This window comes from Streptomyces sp. NPDC056883 (assembly GCF_042788835.1).
Classification (GTDB): Bacteria; Actinomycetota; Actinomycetes; order Streptomycetales; family Streptomycetaceae; genus Streptomyces; species Streptomyces stoeckheimensis.
In genome coordinates this window covers 95043-116492 of record NZ_JBHUBS010000014.1, presented here as the reverse complement: position 1 = coordinate 116492, position 21450 = coordinate 95043, and the positions used below count along the sequence as shown (strand labels likewise).

General features: G+C 70.8%; 21 protein-coding genes. 7 read left to right on the top strand and 14 right to left on the bottom strand.

Features of this window, described 5'->3' with window-relative positions; translation table 11 throughout:
- Nucleotides 1-53 precede the first annotated feature (53 nt).
- A complete protein-coding gene (locus tag ACFRU2_RS29370) occupies nucleotides 54-593 on the bottom strand; it encodes an RNA 2'-phosphotransferase (protein WP_382977570.1) in 540 nt (179 codons plus the stop codon).
- Between the two features lie 135 nt (nucleotides 594-728).
- Here ACFRU2_RS29370 and ACFRU2_RS29365 point away from each other — a divergent pair, with 135 nt between their 5' ends.
- Nucleotides 729-1550, top strand: coding sequence for an aquaporin (locus tag ACFRU2_RS29365; protein WP_382977567.1), 822 nt, complete (start codon nucleotides 729-731; stop codon nucleotides 1548-1550).
- Nucleotides 1551-1655: 105 nt separating this feature from the next.
- Here ACFRU2_RS29365 and ACFRU2_RS29360 read toward each other — a convergent pair whose 3' ends face one another.
- From ACFRU2_RS29360 to ACFRU2_RS29345, 4 genes are all read right to left on the bottom strand, one after another.
- On the bottom strand, nucleotides 1656-2570 hold the full coding sequence (locus ACFRU2_RS29360) for a MerR family transcriptional regulator (protein WP_382977565.1): 915 nt from the start codon (nucleotides 2568-2570) through the stop codon (nucleotides 1656-1658).
- Nucleotides 2571-2580: 10 nt separating this feature from the next.
- Nucleotides 2581-3465 carry a metal-dependent hydrolase gene (locus ACFRU2_RS29355; RefSeq protein WP_382977842.1) on the bottom strand — a complete coding sequence of 295 codons (885 nt, stop codon included), beginning with the start codon at nucleotides 3463-3465 and terminating at the stop codon, nucleotides 2581-2583.
- A gap of 86 nt (nucleotides 3466-3551) precedes the next feature.
- Nucleotides 3552-5324: an SDR family oxidoreductase gene (locus ACFRU2_RS29350; protein WP_382977839.1), complete on the bottom strand. Its 1773-nt coding sequence runs from the start codon at nucleotides 5322-5324 to the stop codon at nucleotides 3552-3554.
- Nucleotides 5325-5329: 5 nt separating this feature from the next.
- Complete coding sequence (locus tag ACFRU2_RS29345; RefSeq protein WP_382977562.1) at nucleotides 5330-6199, bottom strand: M24 family metallopeptidase; 870 nt, start codon at nucleotides 6197-6199, stop codon at nucleotides 5330-5332.
- 227 nt (nucleotides 6200-6426) lie between these two features.
- Between ACFRU2_RS29345 and ACFRU2_RS29340 the strand changes: the two genes are divergently transcribed.
- The 5 genes from ACFRU2_RS29340 to ACFRU2_RS29320 all read left to right on the top strand — a co-directional run bounded on the left by ACFRU2_RS29340 (nucleotide 6427) and on the right by ACFRU2_RS29320 (nucleotide 10734).
- On the top strand, nucleotides 6427-7464 hold the full coding sequence (locus ACFRU2_RS29340) for an ABC transporter ATP-binding protein (protein WP_382977559.1): 1038 nt from the start codon (nucleotides 6427-6429) through the stop codon (nucleotides 7462-7464).
- Nucleotides 7454-8341 (top strand): ABC transporter permease, encoded by an 888-nt coding sequence (locus tag ACFRU2_RS29335; RefSeq protein WP_382977557.1) that lies wholly within the window; start codon nucleotides 7454-7456, stop codon nucleotides 8339-8341. The genes ACFRU2_RS29340 and ACFRU2_RS29335 overlap by 11 nt, the downstream gene beginning before the upstream one ends.
- Nucleotides 8338-9249 (top strand): ABC transporter ATP-binding protein, encoded by a 912-nt coding sequence (locus tag ACFRU2_RS29330; RefSeq protein ID WP_250738573.1) that lies wholly within the window; start codon nucleotides 8338-8340, stop codon nucleotides 9247-9249. Before ACFRU2_RS29335 ends, ACFRU2_RS29330 begins: the two co-directional genes overlap by 4 nt.
- 14 nt (nucleotides 9250-9263) lie before the next feature.
- Complete coding sequence (locus ACFRU2_RS29325; protein WP_250738572.1) at nucleotides 9264-9983, top strand: ABC transporter permease; 720 nt, start codon at nucleotides 9264-9266, stop codon at nucleotides 9981-9983.
- Between the two features lie 109 nt (nucleotides 9984-10092).
- Complete coding sequence (locus tag ACFRU2_RS29320) at nucleotides 10093-10734, top strand: rhomboid-like protein (protein ID WP_382977554.1); 642 nt, start codon at nucleotides 10093-10095, stop codon at nucleotides 10732-10734.
- A gap of 141 nt (nucleotides 10735-10875) precedes the next feature.
- On the opposite strand, the gene ACFRU2_RS29315 is transcribed toward ACFRU2_RS29320, so the two are convergent.
- From ACFRU2_RS29315 to ACFRU2_RS29275, 9 genes are all read right to left on the bottom strand, one after another.
- Nucleotides 10876-11688: an HAD family hydrolase gene (locus ACFRU2_RS29315; RefSeq protein ID WP_382977552.1), complete on the bottom strand. Its 813-nt coding sequence runs from the start codon at nucleotides 11686-11688 to the stop codon at nucleotides 10876-10878.
- Nucleotides 11685-12962, bottom strand: a complete 1278-nt coding sequence (gene serS / locus ACFRU2_RS29310) for a serine--tRNA ligase (RefSeq protein WP_382977549.1) — start codon at nucleotides 12960-12962, stop codon at nucleotides 11685-11687. Before serS ends, ACFRU2_RS29315 begins: the two co-directional genes overlap by 4 nt.
- Before the next feature lie 527 nt (nucleotides 12963-13489).
- Nucleotides 13490-14434, bottom strand: coding sequence for a prephenate dehydratase (pheA, locus tag ACFRU2_RS29305; RefSeq protein WP_382977546.1), 945 nt, complete (start codon nucleotides 14432-14434; stop codon nucleotides 13490-13492).
- Between the two features lie 42 nt (nucleotides 14435-14476).
- The gene (gene efeB / locus ACFRU2_RS29300) at nucleotides 14477-15718 is read right to left on the bottom strand and encodes an iron uptake transporter deferrochelatase/peroxidase subunit (RefSeq protein WP_382977836.1); all 1242 of its coding nucleotides are present in this window, start codon (nucleotides 15716-15718) and stop codon (nucleotides 14477-14479) included.
- A gap of 71 nt (nucleotides 15719-15789) precedes the next feature.
- A complete protein-coding gene (locus ACFRU2_RS29295; RefSeq protein WP_382977543.1) occupies nucleotides 15790-17808 on the bottom strand; it encodes a copper resistance CopC/CopD family protein in 2019 nt (672 codons plus the stop codon).
- Nucleotides 17809-17830: 22 nt separating this feature from the next.
- Entirely contained in the window at nucleotides 17831-18328 is a 498-nt protein-coding gene (locus ACFRU2_RS29290; protein WP_382977541.1) for a copper chaperone PCu(A)C, read from the bottom strand.
- Nucleotides 18325-18978 (bottom strand): SCO family protein, encoded by a 654-nt coding sequence (locus tag ACFRU2_RS29285; protein ID WP_382977538.1) that lies wholly within the window; start codon nucleotides 18976-18978, stop codon nucleotides 18325-18327. The genes ACFRU2_RS29290 and ACFRU2_RS29285 overlap by 4 nt, the downstream gene beginning before the upstream one ends.
- A 111-nt stretch (nucleotides 18979-19089) precedes the next feature.
- Entirely contained in the window at nucleotides 19090-19821 is a 732-nt protein-coding gene (locus tag ACFRU2_RS29280; RefSeq protein ID WP_382977535.1) for a YcnI family protein, read from the bottom strand.
- A 110-nt stretch (nucleotides 19822-19931) separates the two neighbouring features.
- Nucleotides 19932-20750: a hypothetical protein gene (locus ACFRU2_RS29275; RefSeq protein ID WP_382977533.1), complete on the bottom strand. Its 819-nt coding sequence runs from the start codon at nucleotides 20748-20750 to the stop codon at nucleotides 19932-19934.
- Between the two features lie 190 nt (nucleotides 20751-20940).
- Between ACFRU2_RS29275 and ACFRU2_RS29270 the strand changes: the two genes are divergently transcribed.
- Nucleotides 20941-21429 (top strand): ATP-binding protein, encoded by a 489-nt coding sequence (locus tag ACFRU2_RS29270; RefSeq protein ID WP_267038774.1) that lies wholly within the window; start codon nucleotides 20941-20943, stop codon nucleotides 21427-21429.
- Nucleotides 21430-21450 lie beyond the last annotated feature (21 nt).

Genomic DNA, 21450 nt, shown 5'->3' with positions numbered 1-21450 from the left:
GGGATGATCTGACAATCCCTCCGTGAATTCGGGGCCTCCCGGGCTGCTCCGGTTTATTGGAACCGCAGGAATTGCGGCGGTACGGAGTCCGCCAGCCACACCCCATTGGCGCTGACCCGAAAGACGTGCCCCGCGGCGCGCATCGCCCCCGCGTCCACGGCGAGGACGATCGGCCGGCCGCGCCGTGCGCCGACGCGGGTCGCGGTCTCCCGGTCCGGGGAGAGGTGGACGTGGTGGCGGGCCATCGGGCGCAGTCCCTCGGCGCGGATCGCGTCCAGGGCGGCCGCGACGGTGCCGTGGTAGAGGTACGCGGGCGGTTCGGCCTCCGGCAGGTCCAGGTCCACGGGGACGGTGTGGCCCTGGCTGGCGCGGATCCGGCTGCCGTCGACGGCGTACCGCTGCTTGTCGTTGGCTGCGACCACGTGGTCGAGCTCGGCCCGGCTGATCGGGAAGCCGTGGGCGGCCGCGGCCCTCAGGAGATCGTCGATCTCCACCCAACCGTGCGGGTCGAGCACCAGTCCGATGCGTTCCGGCTGATGCCGGAGGTGTTTCGAGACGTATTTGGACACCTTGACGGTGCGCTTGTCATCCATTCGCCCAGCGTGACGGCTCGGTCGGGTCCGGCGCAGCGATTTTTCGCCGTTCTCCCGAACCTGGACTCCCCCTATCGCGTTTCCAAGATACGGAATACATTTTCCGCTGAACTGCCACTCAAGGGGAAGAAAAGTATGACAAACAGTGCGTCTCTGTCGCGGCGTGCGACCGCCGAGCTCATCGGCACCGCCGCCCTCCTCGTGGTCGTCATCGGATCGGGAATCCAGGCCGCCTCGCTCACCTCCGACACGGGGGTGGCCCTGGTCGCCAACTCGCTCGCCTCGGCCATCGGTCTCGGGCTGATCATCACGCTCTTCGGGCCGCTCTCCGGCGCCCACCTCAACCCGGTGGTCACCCTCACGGCCTGGTGGGGCCGGCGCACCGGCGGCGAAGGGCTCGAAGGCCGGGAAGCCCTGGCCTACGTGGCGGCCCAGACCGCCGGGGCCATAGGCGGCGCCGTCCTCGCGGAAGCGATGTTCGGCCGCATCCCCGGAGCCTTCTCCACCCAGGTCCGCGACGGCGGGCACCTGCTCGTCGGCGAGGTCGTGGCCACCGCCGGGCTGGTCCTGGTGATCCAGGGCCTCGGCCGCATCGGCCGGCCGAAGCTGATCCCGGCCGCGGTCGCCGCCTACATCGCCGCCGCGATCTGGTTCACCTCCTCCGGGTCCTTCGCAAACCCGGCAGGCACCATCGGGCGCAGCTTCAGCGACTCCTTCACCGGCATCGCCCCGCAGTCGCTGCCGGGGTTCGTCGCCGCCCAGCTCGTCGGCGGGATCCTCGGCCTGGTCCTCGCGGCCGTGCTCTACGGGAGCACCCGCCGGGCGGCCGCCGACACCACCGGCGCCGTTGCGACGGCCGACCCGGCCGGTACCGCAGGCCCGGCCGGAGCCACCACCACCATCAGCCCGGTGGCCGAAACCAGCACGCCCGGCCCGGCGTACCAGGCCGTCGGCTGACCCTCCGGGACGGGTTCCCCACAGGTCGGCCGGACTTGTCCACAGCCCTTTGCGCCGGTTTCGGCGACAAAAGCGTGATCCGGCCTGTGGACTACTGAGCGAGCACTACCGGCCGCCGCGGCTGGCCAGATCGTTCATCGTCCGGGCCTGCAACTCCCGTTCCGTGGCGGCCCGGACGAACTCCGCCACATGGTCGGGTCCCACCAGCTCCTGCACCGCCCGCACGGTCTCCGCGGGCAGCGCCACCGGGGCCGGCCCGGACGGCTGAGCGGTCCCGACGGCCCCGAGGTGCCGCTGCAGGTGCCGGGTCGCGAAGAGGCGCATCGCCCGCGCCAGCTCCGCGTCCACCGTCTGCTGGGCCAGGGGCCGCAGTCTCCGTACCATCGTCGCCGCCTCGGCCGCGTCGGAGTCCGTCGGGGGGACGGCCCCCAGGTACCGGGCGAAGACGTGTTCCGTGGTGAACTCCAGGAAGCGCGAGGCGATCAGCTCCACCTGGCCGCGCAACTCCCGCAGGTGACCGGTGATCGCGGGCAGCGGTACCCCGGCGGCATACAGCTCGGCGGCCACGGACAGCTCCTGCGGGGACGGTACGAGGAACTGGTCCGGGCGCCCCGGGATCCGCTCCAGCACGCCCAGTTCGCACGCCTCGCCCACGGCCTCGTCGTCCGGCTTGCCGCCGAACCGTTCGTTCAGCTCGTCCCGGCTTATCCGGGCCGCTTCCTCGTCCGTCCACGGCCCGTGCACCTCGGCCACCAGCCCGAGCACTCCGCCGAGCCCGCGTCCCGCGTCCCAGGCCTCCAGCAGTTCCTTGATGGAGGCCAGGGTGTAACCGCGGTCCAGCAGGTCGGCGATCTGGCGCAGGCGCGCCAGATGCGTGTCCCGGTAGACGTTGGAACGGCCTCGTCGCTCCGGCTTCGGCAGCAGACCGCGGTCCTGGTACGCCCGGATCGTGCGGACGGTCGCACCGCTGTGGTGCGCCAGATCCTCGATCCGGTACTCGGCTACTGCCTGATCGGACAATCCCGGCTCCCTACGACATGGCGGCTCGGCCGACCGCGCCCACAGCTGACCGGGCGGCAGGTGAAGCCGCGAGGTACTCGACCGCCCTGCGCAGCGAGCCCTCCTGCGAGGGATGGTACGACCGCCGCAGGTAGCGGGGTATGGCCATGCCGAGCTCTCTCCACGTGGGCAGCAGACCCTTGGCCACGGCCCGGTTGTGCTCGCGCAGTGAATAGCGGGTCCGTCCGCGCAGTTCGGGGTCGTTGCGCAGCAGGTACGAGGCCCCCGCGATCCACAGCCAGGCCAGGACGGGTGCGACCACGGCCATGCCCTCGATGCGCCGGAGGTAGCGGGGCAGGCCCGCGCCGCCGCAGTGCTGGTACATGTCGAAGGCGACGGACCGGTGCTCCACCTCCTCGGCGCCGTGCCAGCGCAGCAGGTCGAGCATGATCTCGTCCGCTCCGGCCGCGTCCAGTCCCTCGGCGCCGAGCACCCAGTCCCCGAGGACCGCCGTGAACTGCTCGATCGCGGCGACCAGCGAGAGCCGGAAGCGCAGCCACTCCTGCGCCGTGATCGGGGCCCCGAACGGCGGGGTCTCCCCCAGCAGCTTTTCGAAGAGGAAGTCCACGTACTTCGTGTACGCCTCGGTGGGCAGCCGCTGTTCGGCGAGGTGGTCCAGGACGGCGGAGTGCTGCACGCTGTGGGTGGCCTCCTGGCCCATGAACCCCTTCACGTCGCTGCGCAGCTTCGGATCCGTGACCAGGGGCAGGCCCTCCTTGAAGACCTTCACGAACCACCGCTCGCCGGCCGGCAGCAGCAGGTGCAGCACGTTGATGACGTGGGTGGCGGTGGGCTCGTCCGGTATCCAGTGCAGCGGGGTGGTCCTCCAGTCGAAGGCCACCCGGCGCGGCGCGATCGCGTACCGGGCAGCCCTGCCCGAGCCCGCGCCTGCACCCGCGCCCGCCCCGCTCCCGGCCGGCCCGCCCGAGCCCGCCGCCCCGCTCACAGCTTGGGCTCCAGTTTCGCGAACCGCCGCAGGGTCCCCGGCGCGAACCGGGACATCCACAGGGCGCCCTTGGACTCGGGGGTCACCGGGACCACGGCCTGGTTCTTCACGACCGCGAGCAGGATCGCGTCGGCGACCTTCTCCGGCGGGAAGTTGCGCAGCCCGTAGAGGCGCGAGGACTTCTGCTGGCGCCGCTTCTCCTCGGCCTCGTCCACTCCGGCGAAGCGGGAGGTGGCGGTGATGTTGGTGTTGACGATGCCGGGGCAGATCGCCGACACCCCGATCGACTTCGACGCCAGCTCGGCCCGCAGGCACTCGCTGAGCATCAGCACCGCCGCCTTGGAGGTGCTGTACGCGGGCAGCGTCTTGGACGGCAGGTAGGCGGCGGCGGAAGCGGTGTTGACGATGTGCCCGCCCTGGCCGCGCTCGGCCATCTGCTTGCCGAAGAGCCGGCAGCCGTGGATGACGCCCCACAGGTTGACGTCGAGGACCTTCTTCCAGTCCTCGGCGGTCGTGTCCAGGAACGCGCCCGACAGACCCACCCCGGCGTTGTTGACCAGGACGTCCACGATCCCGTACTCGGAGGCGACCTTCTCGGCGAGCTTCTCCATGGCCTGCTCGTCACTGACGTCGACGCACTCGCCCCAGGCCTCCGGCGAGCCGACCAGCCGCGCCATGTCGGCGGTGCGGGCAGCTCCCTCGGCGTCCCGGTCCACGCACACCACACGGGCGCCGGCCTCGGCGAACGCGAAGGCGGTGGCCCGGCCGATGCCGCTGGCGGCTCCGGTCACCAGGACCAACTGGCCGCCGAAGCGGTCCGCGTACCGGCCCGGGGCTTTCTGCTCCGGCGCCCGCGTGGCGGGCTCCTCCCGGGAGGTGACGAACTCGGTGATCCACGCGGCCAGCTGGTCGGGCCGGGTCCGCGGCACCCAGTGCTTGGCCGGCAGGGTGCGCCGCACCAGGTCCGGGGCCCACAGCTCCAGATCGTCGTAGAGCCGCTCGGAGAGGAAGGCGTCCCCGGTGGGGGTGATCAGCTGCACCGGTACGTGGGCGTACGCGTCGGCGCGCGGCCGGCGCATCCGGGGCCGGACGTTGTCCCGGTAGAGCCAGGCGCCGTGCGCGGCGTCGGAGGGCAGGGAGGCCGTGGGATAGTCCCCGGCCGGGACCTGCTCGATCCGCTCCAGCATCTTCGGCCAGCGCTTGCCGAGCGGGCCGCGCCAGGCGAGCTCCGGCAGCACGGGCGTGTGCAGCATGTACACGTACCAGGACTTGGCGCCCTGGTTCAGCAGCTGGGCCGCCCGCCGCGGGGTGGGCCGGGCCATCCGCTTCTTTATCCAGTGCCCGAAGTGGTCGAGGGAGGGACCCGACATCGAGGTGAAGGAAGCGATCCGGCCCTCGGTCCGGGCGACCGTCGCGAACTCCCAGCCCTGTACGGAGCCCCAGTCGTGGCCGACCAGGTGCACCGGGCGGTCCGGGCTGACCGCGTCCACGACCGCGAGGAAGTCGTCGGTCAGCTTCTCCAGGGTGAACCCGCCGCGCAGCGGCTGCGGGGCGGTGGAGCGCCCGTGTCCCCGTACGTCGTAGAGCACGACGTGGAACCGGGAGGCCAGCTGCTCGGCGACCTGCGACCAGACCTCCTTGCTGTCCGGGTACCCGTGCACCAGGACGACCGTCGGCCTTGTCGCGTCGCCGAGTTCGACGACGCACAGCTCGACCCCGCCTGTGCTCACCCAGCGCTCGCGACCGCCCGTCAGGCCCGCGTCCGTCATTGCGCTCATGCCGCCTTCTCCTCAGCCCAGCGCCGCACGTGCGGCAGATCGTCGTCCAGCCAGTACGCGCTCTCCTCGGGGTCCCGGGAGTCGGTGACGACCAGGATCTCCTCGAACTTCGCGCCGGTGCCCCGGAAGCCCAGGTGCGGCTCCACCGCCCACAGGCCGGGCTGGGGCGGGTGGTCGGAGAAGCGGTACGGGCTCCACAGCGGGGACCAGCCCTCGCGGTGGCCGCGCAGGGCATCGGAGGCCAGCCCCTTCAGGGCCTGGGTGCCGAACCCGAACGCGGTCGGTGCCCAGCTCCGCTCCTTGACCCGGTCTATCTTGTGCGCGATGACGCCGAAGGGGTAGGCCCGGTGCCGGTTGGTGTACCCCTGGGCGATCATCAGCCGCTCCACCTCCTCGTAGATGTCCCGCAGGGAGCGGCGCTCGCGGACCTGGTCGAGGATCAGCGCGCGGTGCGCCTGCAGATCGGACATGAGCCGGTCCTGCACCGGGTTGAGGCCGAGGCTGCCCGAGTACCCGATGTCCGCGGTGTGGCCCTTGTAGACCGGGGCCATGTCGAGGATGAACGGCATCCCCGGCTCCAGGGCCCGGTTCGTCGGGAAGAACTGCAGGGGGATCTTGAAGCCGGTGAAGGCGGTCCGGTCTCCGAACCACGCGAACGGCATGTGGAACCAGTCCCGCACCCCGCGCTCGCGCAGCCAGTCGCGCTGCATCCGCGCGGCTTCGCGCTCGGTCACGCCGGGGCGCAGCTGCGCCGCGACGGCCTCCGCGCACTCGTAGGAGAGGCGCTGCACCTCCTTGAACCCGCGCAGCTCGGCGGAGAGCTCGGTGGTGCGTCGCTTCGTGCGTTGCCTGGTGTCCCCAGCCATGCCAGCCGTCCGTCCATATAGCCGTACGCGCCCGTAACTTGACACTGATGAATGTGACAATGACCGGAGATCACGTCAAGGCCCGTGCACGGACCTGTGGACAAACTTGTCCGGTACGCATCAGCCCTACGTCAGCCTTATGTCGGGGTCCGTAGTCCTGAAGGCGGAGAAAGGATCGAGCTCCAGGTCTGACGATCCGGGCCCGGCGCGCCACTAACGTCGTTCACGTGACTGTCATCGCGACCGAAAGCCTGAGCAAGCGGTACCCCCGAGTGACCGCCCTCGACCGGCTCTCCCTGGACATCGGCCCCGGAGTTACCGGGCTCGTGGGCGCCAACGGAGCCGGCAAGTCCACGCTGATCAAGATTCTGCTGGGACTGTCCCCCGCCACCGAGGGCACCGCCGCCGTGCTCGGACTCGACGTAGCCACCCACGGCAGCGCGATCCGCGAGCGCGTCGGCTACATGCCCGAACACGACTGCCTGCCCCCCGACGTCTCGGCCACCGAGTTCGTCGTGCACATGGCGCGCATGTCCGGGCTCCCGCCGACCGCCGCCCGTGAGCGCACCGCGGACACCCTGCGCCACGTGGGGCTGTACGAGGAGCGCTACCGCCCCATCGGCGGCTACTCCACGGGCATGAAGCAGCGCGTCAAACTCGCCCAGGCGCTGGTCCACGACCCGCAACTGGTGCTCCTCGACGAGCCCACCAACGGCCTCGACCCGGTCGGCCGCGACGAGATGCTGGGCCTGATCCGCCGCGTCTACACCGACTTCGGCATCTCGGTCCTGGTCACCTCCCACCTGCTCGGCGAGCTGGAGCGGACCTGCGACCACGTCGTGGTCGTCGACGGCGGCAAACTGCTGCGCTCCAGCTCCACCAGCGACTTCACCCAGACCACCACGACCCTCGCGGTCGAGGTCACCGACTCCGACGCCCACCCGGACGGCACCGCCGCGCTGCGCAAGGCGCTCACCGAGGCGGGAGTGACGCTGCACGCGAGCGAGGAGGAGGGCCTGCCCGGAGCCGGCCACATCCTCCTCGTCGAGGCCACCGGCGAAGCCACGTACGACACCGTCCGCGACACGGTGGCCGATCTCGGCATCGGGCTGGTCCGCATGGAACAGCGCCGCCACCACATCGCCGAGGTCTTCCGCGACAGCGACGCCGCGGCCGCCCGGGCCGAGCAGTTCGCAGCCCAGTCCGCCCAGGCCGCCGCCTGGGCCGCCACCCAGCAGAAGGGAGCCGGTTCCGATGGCGCCTGACACCTCGACCCAGATCCACAACATCGGCTACCGGTCCTACGACGGCCCCCGGCTCGGCCGCTCCTACGCCCGCAAGTCGCTCTTCGCGCAGTCCCTGCGCGGCGCCTACGGACTCGGCCGTTCGGCCAAGTCCAAGGTGCTGCCGATGCTGCTCTTCGCGGTGATGTGCGTTCCCGCGCTGATCCTCGTCGCGGTCGCCATCACGGTGCCCGGCTCCACGTCCCTGCCGATCAAGTACACGACGTACGCGATGACCACCCAGGTGATCGTCTACCTCTACCTCGCGTCGCAGGCACCGCAGTCGGTCTCCAGGGACCTGCGCTTCAAGACGGTGCCGCTCTACTTCTCGCGGCCCATCGAGCGCGTCGACTACGTCGTGGCCAAGTTCGCTGCCATGGCCTCGGCCCTGTTCATCCTCACGGCCACCCCGCTGCTGATCATGTGGATCGGCTCGCTCCTGGCGAAGTTCGACTTCGCCGACCAGACCAAGGGATTCGGGCAGGCACTGGTGTCGGTACTGCTGCTGTCGTTGCTCTTCTCCGGCCTCGGCCTGGTCATGGCCGCGCTCACCCCGCGCCGCGGCTTCGGCGTCGCCGCCATCATCGCCGTGCTCCTGATCCCCTACGGCGCCGTGTCCGCCGTCCAGGCCATCGCCTACGAGACCGGCTCGACCGGGGGCATCGAGTGGCTGGGCCTGTTCTCCCCGATGAGCCTCATCGACGGCCTGCAGACCGCCTTCCTCGGCGCCGACTCCGGCTTCCCCGGCAGCGAGGGCCCCTCCAGCGCCGTCGGCTTCGTCTACCTGCTCGTCATCCTCGGCCTCATCGCCGGCTCCTACGCCGCCCTGATGGCCCGCTACCGGAAGGCCGGGCTGTGAGCATCATCGACATCGACCACACCTCCCGCTGGTTCGGGAACGTCGTCGCCGTCAACGACGTGACCATGCGCATCGGTCCCGGAGTCACCGGCCTGCTCGGCCCCAACGGAGCCGGCAAGTCCACCCTCATCAACATGATGGGCGGCTTCCTCGCCCCCTCCACGGGCACCGTCACCCTCGACGGCACCCCGATCTGGCAGAACGAGCAGGTCTACAAGCAGATCGGCGTCGTGCCCGAGCGCGAGGCCATGTACGACTTCCTCACCGGCAAGGAGTTCGTCGTCGCCAACGCCGAACTCCACGGTCTCGACGAGGCGGCCGCCCAGCGGGCCCTGGCCACGGTCGAGATGGAGTACGCGCAGGACCGCAAGATCTCCACGTACTCCAAGGGCATGCGCCAGCGCGTGAAGATGGCCTCCGCCCTGGTCCACGACCCGTCCGTGCTGCTCCTCGACGAGCCCTTCAACGGCATGGACCCGCGCCAGCGCATGCAGCTCATGGAGCTGCTGCGGCGGATGGGCGACGACGGTCGCACCGTGCTGTTCTCCTCGCACATCCTGGAGGAGGTCGAACAGCTCGCCTCCCACATCGAGGTGGTCGTGGCCGGCCGGCACGCAGCCTCCGGCGACTTCCGCAAGATCCGCCGCCTGATGACGGACCGCCCGCACCGCTACCTCGTCCGCTCCTCCGACGACCGGGCCCTCGCCGCGGCCCTGATCGCCGACCCGTCCACCGCCGGGATCGAGGTGGACCTCAAGGAAGGCGCCCTGCGCATCCAGGCCGTCGACTTCGGGCGCTTCACCCAGCTGCTGCCGCGGGTCGCCCGCGAGCACGGCATCCGGCTGCTGACGGTCTCGCCTTCCGACGAGTCCCTCGAGTCGGTCTTCTCCTACCTCGTCGCGGCCTGAAGGAGCTGGCACCCATGTACAACCCCACCGTTGCCCGGCTCACCTACCGGGCCCTGCTCGGCCGCCGCCGCGCGCTGATCCTCTGCGCGCTGCCCGTCCTGCTGATCGCCATCTCCATTGCCGTGCGCGCCTTCACGGGCCTCGACGACAAGGTCGCCGCCGACCTGCTCGGCGGTTTCGCCCTGGCGACGATGGTCCCGCTGATCGGCGTCATCGCCGGCACCGGCGCCATCGGCCCGGAGATCGACGACGGCTCGATCGTCTACCTGCTCTCGAAGCCGGTGAAGCGCCCGACGATCATCCTGACGAAGCTGACCGTCGCGATCGCCGTCACCATGGTCTTCTCCGCGATCCCCACCCTGATCGCCGGCTTCATCCTCAACGGCAACGGCCAGCAGATCGCCGTCGCCTACACCGTCGCCGCCCTCGTCGCCTCGGTCGCCTACAGCGCCCTGTTCCTGCTGCTGGGCACCGTCAGCCGGCACGCGGTCGTCTTCGGCCTGGTCTACGCCCTGATCTGGGAGTCGCTCTTCGGCAGCCTCGTCGACGGCGCCAAGACCCTCAGCGTCCAGCAGTGGTCGCTGGCCCTCGCCCAGAAGGTCGCGGGCGAGGGGTACGTGGACGCCACCGTCGGACTGCCCACCGCGGTGATCCTGCTCGTCGCGGTCACCGTCGGCGCCACCTTCTACGCCGGACAGAAGCTCCGCCGCCTGACCCTGGCGGGCGAGGAGTAGGACGCACCGGCGTCCACGGGGGCGCCGGCAGCGGATGTTTCACGTGAAACAGTGCCCCGCCCGGCCCACCGGCCAGGCGGGGCACAGGTTTGCGCGAGATCATCGGTGAATGATCGAGTACACCGAGCCCGAGCCGTCCAGGCCAGTGCGGTCCTGGATACGCTCCGCGCCCGGCACCCACATCTGGCTGCTGATCATCGTGGTCACCAGCATCGTGGTCGTGATCGTGCCCGATCATCTCGAACACGTCCTGCTCCACCGCAACAGCAGCAACATCCACGAGCTCGCCCGGCACCCCATACGGGCGCTGCTCAGCAGCGCGTTCTGGATCGAGGATCCCGCCTCGCTCCCGCTCTACTTCGTCCTCTTCGAGGTCTTCCAGGCCAATGTCGAGCGCTGGCTCGGCACCCTGCGCTGGCTGTTCATCGTCGCGACCGGACACATCACGGCCACGCTGATCAGCCAGAAGCTGGTCCTGATGGCCATCCAGGACCACCGGGCCCCGCGCAGCATGGTCCACGTCGTCGACATCGGCGTCAGCTACGGACTCGCGACCGCCGTCGGGGTGCTGACGTACCGCCTGCCCGGCCCCTGGCGCTGGTTCTACCTGGCCGGGTCTGTGGCCTTCTTCGGACTCCCGCTCGTCAGCGACGGCACCTTCACCGACTTCGGCCACGCCATCGCACTGGCCGTCGGCCTCCTCGCCTGGCCGCTGACCCGGCACCCGAACCCGCGCCGGAATCCCGGCTGACGGACGGAAAATCACTGGTACGAGGCGTGCGGCGGGGGCAGAGTGAGCCGTGCGGGGAGAAACAAGAAGGTCCGGAACGGCCACTTCGAGCGCGCCTCGCGGCGCGGGCCGTTCCGGACCTTCCTTCCGTCTTCCGCTCGGTTACGCGGCGCCCAGCAGACGCTCGAGGACCACGGCGATGCCGTCCTCCTCGTTGGAGGTGGTGACCTCGTCCGCCACGGCCTTGAGCTCCGGGTGCGCGTTGGCCATCGCCACTCCGTGCGCGGCCCAGCCGAACATCGGTATGTCGTTGGGCATGTCGCCGAAGGCGATCGTGTCGGCCGCCTTCACCCCCAGCCGGCGCGCGGCCAGCGAGAGGCCGGTGGCCTTCGTCAGCCCCAGTGGCAGGATCTCCACGATGCCCGGACCGGCCATGACGACGCCGACCAGGCTGCCCACGGTGGCCCGGGCCACCTGGACGAGGGCGTCCTCGTCCAGCTCGGGGTGCTGGATGTACAGCTTGTTCAGCGGAGCCGACCAGACCTCGGCGGTGTCCTCCAGGTAGAGCGCGGGAAGACCCTCCTGGACCTGGTAGCCGGGGCCGAAGAGCACCTCGCCCTCGACTCCGTCCCGGCTGGCGGCGAGCGCCAGCGGACCGACCTCGGCCTCGATCTTCTCCAGCGCCAGCGCGGCGAGCTTCCGGTCGAGCGTCACCGAGGTCAGCAGCCGGTGCGCACCCGCGTCGTAGACCTGCGCGCCCTGTCCGCAGACGGCGATGCCCTTGTAGCCGAGGTCATCCAGGACGTGACGGGTCCACGGCACGGCGCGGCCGGTGACGATGATGTGCGCCGCGCCCGCCGCGGTGGCCGCGAGGAGCGCCTCACGGGTGCGCTCCGAGACGGTGTCGTCGCCGCGGAGCAGCGTCCCGTCGAGGTCCGTCGCGACGAGCTTGTAGGGGAACGGGGCCGGGCTCACTTGGTGATCGGCTCCAGGATTTCCCGACCGCCCAGGTAGGGCCGGAGCACCGGGGGAACCCGGACCGTGCCGTCGGCCTGCTGGTGGTTCTCCAGGATCGCGACGATCGTGCGCGGGACCGCGCACAGCGTTCCGTTCAGGGTGGACAGCGGAGCCGTCTTCTTGCCGTCGCGGTAGCGGACCGACAGGCGGCGGGCCTGGAAGCCGTCACAGTTCGAGGCGGAGGTCAGCTCGCGGTACTTGCCCTGGGTGGGGATCCACGCCTCGCAGTCGAACTTGCGGGAGGCGGAGGCGCCCAGGTCACCGGTGGCGACGTCGATCACCTGGAAGGGCAGCTCCAGGCTGGTCAGCCACTGCTTCTCCCAGTCCAGGAGCCGCTGGTGCTCGGCCTCGGCCTCCTCCGGCGCGACGTACGAGAACATCTCGACCTTGTCGAACTGGTGGACGCGGAAGATGCCGCGGGTGTCCTTGCCGTACGTCCCGGCCTCGCGGCGGAAGCACGGGGAGAAGCCGGCGTAGCGCAGCGGCAGCTTGTCCGCGTCGATGATCTCGTCCATGTGGTACGCGGCGAGCGGTACCTCGGAGGTGCCGACCAGATAGAGGTCGTCGCCCTCCAGGTGGTACACGTTCTCCGCGGCCTGGCCGAGGAAGCCGGTGCCCTCCATGGCGCGCGGGCGGACCAGCGCGGGGGTGAGCATCGGGGTGAAGCCGGCCTCGGTGGCCTGTGCGATGGCCGCGTTGACGAGGGCGAGCTCCAGCAGGGCGCCGACACCGGTGAGGTAGTAGAAGCGCGAGCCGGAGACCTTGGCGCCGCGCTCGACGTCGATGGCGCCCAGGGACTCGCCGAGCTCCAGGTGGTCCTTGGGCTCGAAGCCCTCGGCGCCGAAGTCGCGGATGGTGCCGTGCGTCTCGAGGACGACGAAGTCCTCCTCGCCGCCGACGGGCACGTCGGTGTGGACGATGTTGCCGAGCTTCAGGAGCAGCTGCTTGGCGACTTCGTCCGCCTCGTTCTGCTCGGCCTCGGCGGCCTTCACGTCCTGCTTGAGCTGATCGGCCTTCTTCAGCAGCTCTGCCCGCTCCTCCGGAGAGGCCTTGGGGATGAGCTTGCCGAGCGACTTCTGCTCGTTGCGGAGTTCGTCGAATCGCATGCCGGAGGACCTGCGGCGCTCGTCGGCGGAGAGCAGTGCGTCGACGAGGGCGACGTCCTCTCCACGGGCGCGCTGCGAGGCGCGGACACGGTCAGGGTCTTCACGGAGCAGCCGGAGGTCAATCACCCCTCCAGGCTACCGGGCCGGGCTTCCGGGGGGCGCACCGATATCACGCTGCGTGTCGCTTTGTCCTAATTGCCGCGAATGGAAAACTTCCGGCGGGAGGCTGGAAGCGACCCTTCCGCGGGGGCCGATAAAACCGGCCCCATTCCCCGAAAAGGGGCAGAGCGGCAGTGATCGGGCAGCCCCTGAGCAGGAGGGAAGGGGCTTCCTTGTCCACAGGAATTCCCCAGGCGACCGGCTTATCCACAGGCTGTGTGCCGGATCTGTGGACACAGGAATAGATCAATCTCGACTGTGGAGCGAGCGAGCCCAATCAGGGCTCAAACCACCCTCACACACTCATTCGGGTGGGAATGACTCGCCCCAAAGAGTTGATCGGTGATACGGGGGTGACGTCGTTCACCTCCCGCTCGTCAGCGCGAAACCTGCACCCCCCGACCGATTTGTCGACCTTGTCGTGCTGCTCTGTCGACTTGTCCCCAGGTTCACACCGATCCCTGTGGATAACTCTGTGGACAGTGGACGAAGCGTTAGGGGCGCCCGTCGAGGCAACGCGTCAGCCAGTCCGAGGCCGCGGTGAAGTCGCCGTCGGAAGTGCCGGCCCGGGCGGTCTGGACGGCCTGGACGTCACCCTGTGCGACACCGGCGCGCGGGTAGGAGCCGAGGAACCGGATCTGGGGGCAGGTGCGCTTGAGACCCATGAGAGCCTCCCCGACCCGGCGGTCGGAGATGTGGCCCTCGGCGTCGACGGCGAAGCAGTAGTTGCCGATCCCCGCACCCGTCGGCCGGGACTGGATCAGCATCAGGTTCACTCCGCGGACGGCGAACTCCTGGAGCAGCTCCAGCAGCGCACCGGGGCGGTCGTCGCCCATCCACAGCACGACGGAGGTCTTGTCGGCGCCGGTCGGCGCGGCCGGGCGGGCGGGACGACCGACGAGTACGAAGCGGGTCTCCGCGTTCTGCGCGTCGTGGATCTCGGTGACCAGCGGGACCAGTCCGTAGGTGGCGGCCGCGAACTCGCCCGCGAAGGCGGCGTCGAAGCGGCCCTCCTGGACCAGCCGGGCACCGTCGGCATTGGACGCCGCCGACTCCCACAGGGCGTCGGGCAGGTTCGACCGGAGCCAGTTGCGCACCTGCGGCTGGGCGACCGGGTGCCCGGTGACGGTCTTGACGTCCGACAGCTTGGTCCCGGGCCGCACCAGCAGCGCGAACGCGATCGGGAGCAGCACCTCGCGGTAGATCATCAGCGGAACGCCGCCGGCCAGCTCGTCCAGGGTCGAGGTGACCCCGCCCTCCACCGAGTTCTCGATCGGTACCAGGGCCGCCGCGGCCTCACCGTTGCGCACGGCGTCCAGGGCTGCCGGGACCGAAACCATCGGGACGAGTTCCCGGGTCGCGGCTTCGGGGAGGGTGCGAAGGGCGGCTTCGGTGAACGTGCCTTCGGGACCGAGATAGGTGAAGCGGGTGGCCGACATGCGATCAGCCTAATGCCGGGGCCTGGACGCGACCTGGGCTGTTCACCCTTCGAGCAGCCGTTGCCCCACGTACTCCCCGGCGCGTGCCCCGGGCGGCACCGCGTACAGGCCGCTCGACTCGTGCCGGATGAATTCCGACAGGGCGTCGCCGCGGTCGAGCTTGCGCTGGACGGGGACGAAACCGCGGGACGGGTCGGCCTGCCAGCAGATGAAGAGGAGCCCCGCGTCGGGGGTTCCGTCGGCGGCGATCCCGTCGTGGAAGGAGAAGGGACGCCGGAGCATGGCCGCTCCGCCGTTCTGCGCGGGTGCGGAGATCCGGGCGTGCGCATTGGAGGGGATGACCGGCTTCCCGTCGGCGCCGATCTTGTCGAGGTCCGGGGCGGTGGTCTCGTCGCCTCCGGTCAGCGGGGCGCCGGTGGCCTTCGTACGCCCGATGACCTGCTCCTGCTGGGCCTGCGACTGCTGGTCCCAGTGGTCGAGGAGCATGCGGATGCGACGTACGACGGCGTACGAACCCCCGACCATCCAGGCGTGCTCCGGGGGCACGGTGCCCTGGACGAAGATCCGCCGGTCGAAGTCGGCTTCGGCGGGCTTCGGATTGTTGGTGCCGTCGACCTGGCCCATGAGGTTGCGGGCCGTCATGGGGGAGGCCGTGGCGCCGGGAGAACGGTTGAAGCCGTTCATCTGCCAGCGCGGCCGGGCCGCCTCTCCGGCGTCCTTCTGCAGCGCACGCAGGGCGTGGAAGGCGACCAGCGCGTCGTCCGAGCCGATCTGGACCCACAGGTCACCGTTGCTGCGCTGGGCGTCGAGGCGGTCGGCGGAGAAGTCCGGAAGCGGATCGAGGGCGGCGGGGCGGCGCGCGGTGAGTCCGGTGCGCTCGAAGAAGGAGTGGCCGAAGCCGAAGGTCACCGTGAGGGAGGAGGGGCCGGAGCCGAGGGCGATGCCGGTGTCGCCGACCGGTGCGGTCTCGCCCGCCGTCAGCCGCCGCGCGGTATCGGACCAGCGCCGCATCAGGGCGGCCGCCTCGGTACGTCCGGCCCCGGGCGCCAGGTCGAAGGCGAGCACGTGCCCCTTGGCCTGGAGGGGCGTGGTGATGCCGGCCTGGTGATCCCCGTGGAAGTCGACCCGGGTGGCACCGAGGCTGCCGGGAGCGCCGCCGGAGCCCGCCGTCCCGGACCCGGACACCTCGGACTGCACGAGGGCCCCGCCGGCGGCGCCGAGCGCGAGCCCGGCCGCGCCCGCGGCGCCGACCGTGCCCAGCAGGCGGCGCCGGGAGATTTCGATGCCGGGGAGCCCGGTGCTGCTCCCGCTGCGCGCAGTGCTTTCGGTGGGGTCGCTGTTCTGGGTCACGCTGGTCAGCCGATCTTCACGTTCTTCTGGACGGTCGTCTGGTCGATGTCGGAGGTGCGGATGGTCACGTCGATCCGCCAGTCGCCGGTCAGCGGAAGCTGGACGCCCGATGCGCTCCAGTGCCCGGGTGCGGCGCGCTCGGGCAGGACCGGAAGGGGACCGATCTGCTTGGCTTCCAAGGTGAACGACACCTTGAGCTCGGGCAGGTCGAGCGGCTTGCCGTCGGGGGTCTCGGCCCACACGTGGAGCGTGTTCGCGCCGACGCGGCCCGGGTCCAGCTGGAGCCGGACCGAACCCTTGCCGTTCTGACCGCCGGTGTCGAAAGGCAGCGTGACCTTGACCGCGCGGTCGGGAACGGCCGTGGCGGTGGACCCGCGGCCGACCTCCAGCTCCGCGGCACGGCCGGGCTCGGTGCTGGTGAGGATGGTGGTGACGGCCAGCAGGACCACGGCGACACCGGCCTCGGCGAGGACGGACCGGCGCAGGCCGGCGCGGTCCGGGTCGGCGTCACGCGCCTGCTTCTCCTGCGCGGTGCGCCGGGCGGCGCTCTGGCGCGCGAGCTGCGCGGCACGCCGGGGGTCGGAGGTACCGGTGTCGGTGTCGGTGGCGGTGGTGGAGGCCGGGGTGACCGTCACGGGCGATGTTTCACGTGAAACAACGGAGGTGCGTTCCCCCTCCCCCGTGGTCTCGTCCCGGGCCCCGGCCAGCCGGGAGGTCCACTTCCGGGAGGTGTAGGCGATGGCCACGATCACGGCGACGAGGCCGATCTTGACGAGCAGCAGCCGGCCGTAGTCGGTCCCGGTCAGCGCGGACCAGCTGCCCACCTGGCGCCAGGCCTGGTAGGTGCCGGTACAGGCAAGGACGACGACGCTGGTGAAGGCGACGGTGGAGAAGCGCCGGATGGCCGTGCGCTCGATCCCGGGGACCTTGTGGAGCGCGACGAGCAGCGCGGTGAGTCCGCCGAGCCACACGGCGACGGCCAGCAAGTGGAGGATGTCGACCGGCATGGCGAGGGCGGGCTGGATGCCGGTGGAGGCGTGCTCGGACAGCGCCCAGGTGGCGGCGATACCGCCCGCGACGACGGTCCCGCCGATGCCGAGCCCGAAGACGAGGTCGCTCTCCCCCTTGGCGTCCTCTTCGGAGGCTTCGGAGGCTTCGGAGGTTCCCGAGTCGCCCGAGTCGCCCGAGCCGCCCGACGTGTGGCGCCGGGCGTAGGAGCCGAACAGCACGGTGATGAACAGTGCGGCGGCGCCGAGGAGGAGCAGCCGCGAGACGAGCGAGGCACCGGACTTGGTCTCCAGGACGGCCTTCAGCCCGGCCAGGTCGAAGGCGTCGGCGAAGTTCCCCGACCCGGTGTACGGGTTGCGGAGCAGCAGCATCACCAGGGTGGCCACGGTGAGGGCGACCCAGGCCCGTACGACCAGCTTCTGCATCGGCCGCTGCGCGGCGCCCCGGCGCCAGCACAGGAGGATGAAGGCGGCGGCGCCGACGAGCACGGCGAACCCGGCGTAGGCCACGTAGCGCGCGATGCCGTAGGCGACGGCGACGGGCCCGTCTCCCGCCGCCCGCGAGGGCAGTGAGACGGCGGTCTCGGAGGGGGCTCCGATGGAGAAGGTGAAGGCGCCGGAGATCGGATGGCTGTCCGCGGATATGGCCTGCCAGGCCACGGTGTAGGTGCCGTCCGGCTGTCCCGGGCGCAGGGCGGTGCCGTAGCGGATGATGCTCCCGCTGCAGAGGTCGCGCAGCTCACCGGTGTCGACGCGCTTGCCCCGGGGGTCCAGGACGCGGATGGAGTCGCCGTTCATGGCGACCCCCTCCGAGAAGGAGAGCGTGATCTGGGCGGGCGCCGTGGCGACCACCGCCCCGTCCGTGGGGTCGCTCGCGGTCAGCGCGGCGTGTGCCGAGGCCGGCGCGGCAGCGGCGAAGAAGGCTGCCAGCAGTGCGGCGAGGACCAGCGTGAGCCGCGGCAGGAGTGCCGTGGCGCGGACGCGGGCCGTGGATGGGGTCGGGGCGGTGGCCGTCATGGCGTGTCAGTCCCTCGGTCCGTCAGTGGGCGGTGCCGTCAGTGGATGTCGGAGCCTTGTACGTCCGCTCCTTGACGTCCAGCTCGACCTTGACCGGGCCGGACTTCTCGAAGCGCAGTTCGACGGTGACCTTGTCGCCGACCTTGGGGGTGTTCTTGAGCCCCATGAACATGACGTGGCTGCCGCCGCGCTCCAGCTTCAGTTCTCCGTTCGCGGGCACGTCCATGGACTGCACCTGCTGCATCTTCTGATCCTTGGTCTCGTGGATCTGCAGGTCGTCGGAGAGCGTGCTCGTGGCGCCGGTCAGCTTGTCGGCCGTCTTGGAGTCGTTCTTGATGACCATGAACGCGCCGGCCATCTGGTCGTTCACGGGCTCCGGCATGTAGCCGCCGCTGACCGTCAGCTTCGGCGCGTCACCGGACGCGGATGCGGAGTCGGAATCCGACGAGCAGCCGGATATGGCGAGCGCGGCCGTCAGGGAGAGGGCGGCTGCGAGGGTGCGGGTGGTGCGGGCGTTCACGGGTTCTCTCCCTTGACGATCTTCGGCAGGTCCTTGGTGTAGTCATCGACGGTGGTGCTCTCGCCGTAGAGGAGGTATCCCTCGTCGGTCTTGGGCGAGAAGGCGATGACCTGAGCACCGTGCATGGAGACGACGTTGCCGTTGGCGTCCTTCGTGGGCGCCTCGATACCGATGCCGAGCGTGCGTGCGGCGGCCTGGATGGTGGCGAAGTCACCGGTCAGCCCGGTGAAGGCCGGGTCCAGGCCCTTGAGCCACGCGCCGAGGGACTCGGGAGTGTCCCGTTCCGGGTCGGTGGTGATGAAGACGATCTGGAGCTTGTCCTGGTCGGCCTTGGGGAGTGCCTTCTTGGCGACGGCGACGTTGCTCATCGTCAGGGGGCACACGTCGGGGCAGTGGGTGTAGCCGAAGTAGATGAGCGTCGGCTTGCCCTTGGTCTGCTCGCGCAGGTTCCACGGCTTGCCGGTGGTGTCCGTGAGGACGACGTCCGGCTTGTCGAAGGGGCGGTCGAGCACGGTGGCGGACCCGGCTTTCGCCTGGTTCTCGCTGATCTGGGTGACCTGGCCGTTCTTGGCCGGTTCACCACCGCAGGCGGTGAGGGTGAGGGCGGCCGCCGCCACGAGGGCGGCGAGCGTCACACGTGTGGTGCGCATGGGGAAGTCCCTGAGATCGGGGGTGGTACGGGTGGATCCGCGAGCCCGGCCGGCCCGGATGACCGGCCGGCTGCGCAGGATCGTCAGGAAAAAAGTCGGGAGGTCGGGCGGTCAGGAGGTGCGACGGCGCGAGGCGACGCCGAAGGCCACGCCACCGAGTCCGATCACGATGCCGGCGACGCCGAGGGCCCGCGCGGTCGTGTCGGATCCGCTCTTGGCGGCGGCCGTGTCGTGGCCGTCCTTGTGGGCGGCGTCGGAGTTCTTCGCCTCGTCCGCCGCCGGCTTCTTGGCAGCGGTGTCGTGGTGGTCGGCGCCGGCGGCGGTCAGCTTCAGGACGGGCGCCGGGGTCTGCGGTTCGGCGGCGCCTTCCTTGGGCTCTTCGATCCAGCGGACGACCTCGCCGTTGTCGTAGGTCTGGATCGCCTTGAAGACCATCTGGTCGGCGTTGTCGGGGAGCTTGCCGACGGAGACCGGGAACTGCTGGAACTTGCCGGTCTCGATCTTGCCGCCGGTCCAGGTCACCTTGGTGACGACCTCGTTGACCTGCTTGCCGTGCACGGTCAGCGGCTTGTCGAGCTTGGTCTTCTCGACAGTGGACGTCCAGCCGGGGATGTCCTGCGGCATGACGGACGTGAGCGGCTGGTCCACGGGGAAGTTGACCTCGAGCTGCGTGGTCGCCGCGTTGTCGCGCTCGTTGGGGACCTTGAAGTTGAGCGTCGCGTAGCCGCCCTTGGCGGCCTCCCCGACGGGCTGCACGCTGACGTGGGCGAAGGCGGTACCGGAGAGGAGCAGGACGGAACCGGCGGCGAGGGCGGCGGCGAAGGAGACGCGAGAGGTCTTCATGGCAGAAACACTCCACGGAAGCTGTGGTGACGGTTGATCCGCGCGCGGCGCGCACGGAGTTCGCGGCACCGGTGCTCCCGTCGTGAGTCCCGGGGAGGAGAGGTGCCGCTTCAGGCTGCGAGGGCGAACGCCGTGGGCGGCCCGCGCCGGATCACCGTGTGCTGGAGTGCGTCCCGGCCCGTGGAGAGGGCGGGGCCGGTCCCGTCGCCCGCTGCCCGCGGGGTACGCGCGGGCAGGCCCGGAAGGCCCGCGCCGAGGGCTCGTACGTAGGCCAGAGCGGCACGCAGCGGGCGCACCGGCCCGGCTCCGGCGGAGAGCCTGGACAGTTCGAGGAGGCGGAACAGCGCGGCGTCGCCGCGCCCGAGCAGCCAGCCTGCGGCGAGTGCGGCCAGCAGGTGCCCGATCAGCATGGCCGGGCTGAGCAGCCCCACCAGTCCGTTGGCCGGTTCCACCAGGCCCTGCCCCATGTGGGCGTGGGCCAGGTGCCCCTGCACCTCGGCCTGAGCGGCCACGGCGTCCGGGTCCAGCCCGGCGCTCTCCACGATCCGCCGGGCATCCGCCGGGTGGATCGGGACGGAGTTGCCTCCGCAGACCAGTTGGGCGGCCAGCGCCGCGAGCGAGGTCTCCGAGGAGGTACTGCCGCCCGCCGAGGTGGTGGTGTGCTGGCCGAGGCCGAACACGGTGTGCAGCGCGAGCTGTCCGCCCGCCAGTGCGGCGGCGATGCCGGGCAGCGAACGGCGGCGTCCCGCGAGCGGGGCCGCCACCGCGAAGACGGCGAGGAAGCCGGCGCAGAGGGACCACCAGGGCACCGTCGCGCAGGAGGCCAGTGCGTGCCCGACCGCGGACAGCACGACACAGACCGCGGTGAACACCGCGGCCCGGATCAGCCTGAGGCCGGGTCCGGCCTGCGTCGCGTGGGGGGCAGTCATGGCCGGGCCATCATCGCACTGGCCTTAGGCGCCGCATACGGCAGGTGCGACAGCCGGTTTGCATTCCCGCGCACGGATGCCCGGCCCCACCCCGCATACACCGCCGCCCGGGAGCGCCGCATCGGCCGAACGAGGGCTCTGTCGGCCCTCAGGGGCTTAGCCCCGGCCCCGGGCGGCAATAGGTAACCGTATGAGCATCTGGTGGTCTCTCCACTTGAGGCGCGAAGCAGCGAGTGTGCCCCTCGCGAGGCGGCTGCTGTTGGGGACGATGGAGACCGCGGGGGTGGACCCGGACATCTCCTTCGACCTGTCGGTGGCGCTGAGCGAGGCGTGCGCGAACGCGGTGGAGCACGGCGGCCGCGAAGCCGCCCCGCGCTCCGGCTGCACGGACGATGCGTCCTCGGGCGGCGGCTCCCCGGACGGGACCGGGGCGTACCACGTCACGGCCTATCTGGACGGGGACCGCTGTCGCATCGAAGTGAGCGACTCGGGTCCGGGGTTCCCGCCCGCGACCGTGGCCCGCCGCAGACCGTCCCTGGCCGAGCACGGCCGGGGCCTGCACCTGATCGAGGAACTCGCCGACCACGTCCGCTTCCGCAACAGGCCCGGCCGGGGCGCCGTGGTCAGCTTCGACAAGATGCTGAAGTGGCGGGACGACTCCCTGCTGAAGGTCTCGTAGACGCGCCGATGGGCGGAACCC

Coding starts and splice junctions, on each gene's coding strand:
- ACFRU2_RS29370 (WP_382977570.1), bottom strand. CDS start 593: ATGGATGACAAGCGCACCGTCAAGGTGTCCAAATACGTCTCGAAACAC.
- ACFRU2_RS29365 (WP_382977567.1), top strand. CDS start 729: ATGACAAACAGTGCGTCTCTGTCGCGGCGTGCGACCGCCGAGCTCATC.
- ACFRU2_RS29350 (WP_382977839.1), bottom strand. CDS start 5,324: ATGACGGACGCGGGCCTGACGGGCGGTCGCGAGCGCTGGGTGAGCACA.
- ACFRU2_RS29345 (WP_382977562.1), bottom strand. CDS start 6,199: ATGGCTGGGGACACCAGGCAACGCACGAAGCGACGCACCACCGAGCTC.
- ACFRU2_RS29335 (WP_382977557.1), top strand. CDS start 7,454: ATGGCGCCTGACACCTCGACCCAGATCCACAACATCGGCTACCGGTCC.
- ACFRU2_RS29325 (WP_250738572.1), top strand. CDS start 9,264: ATGTACAACCCCACCGTTGCCCGGCTCACCTACCGGGCCCTGCTCGGC.
- ACFRU2_RS29320 (WP_382977554.1), top strand. CDS start 10,093: ATGATCGAGTACACCGAGCCCGAGCCGTCCAGGCCAGTGCGGTCCTGG.
- pheA (WP_382977546.1), bottom strand. CDS start 14,434: ATGTCGGCCACCCGCTTCACCTATCTCGGTCCCGAAGGCACGTTCACC.
- ACFRU2_RS29295 (WP_382977543.1), bottom strand. CDS start 17,808: ATGACGGCCACCGCCCCGACCCCATCCACGGCCCGCGTCCGCGCCACG.
- ACFRU2_RS29285 (WP_382977538.1), bottom strand. CDS start 18,978: ATGCGCACCACACGTGTGACGCTCGCCGCCCTCGTGGCGGCGGCCGCC.
- ACFRU2_RS29280 (WP_382977535.1), bottom strand. CDS start 19,821: ATGAAGACCTCTCGCGTCTCCTTCGCCGCCGCCCTCGCCGCCGGTTCC.
- ACFRU2_RS29275 (WP_382977533.1), bottom strand. CDS start 20,750: ATGACTGCCCCCCACGCGACGCAGGCCGGACCCGGCCTCAGGCTGATC.
- ACFRU2_RS29270 (WP_267038774.1), top strand. CDS start 20,941: ATGAGCATCTGGTGGTCTCTCCACTTGAGGCGCGAAGCAGCGAGTGTG.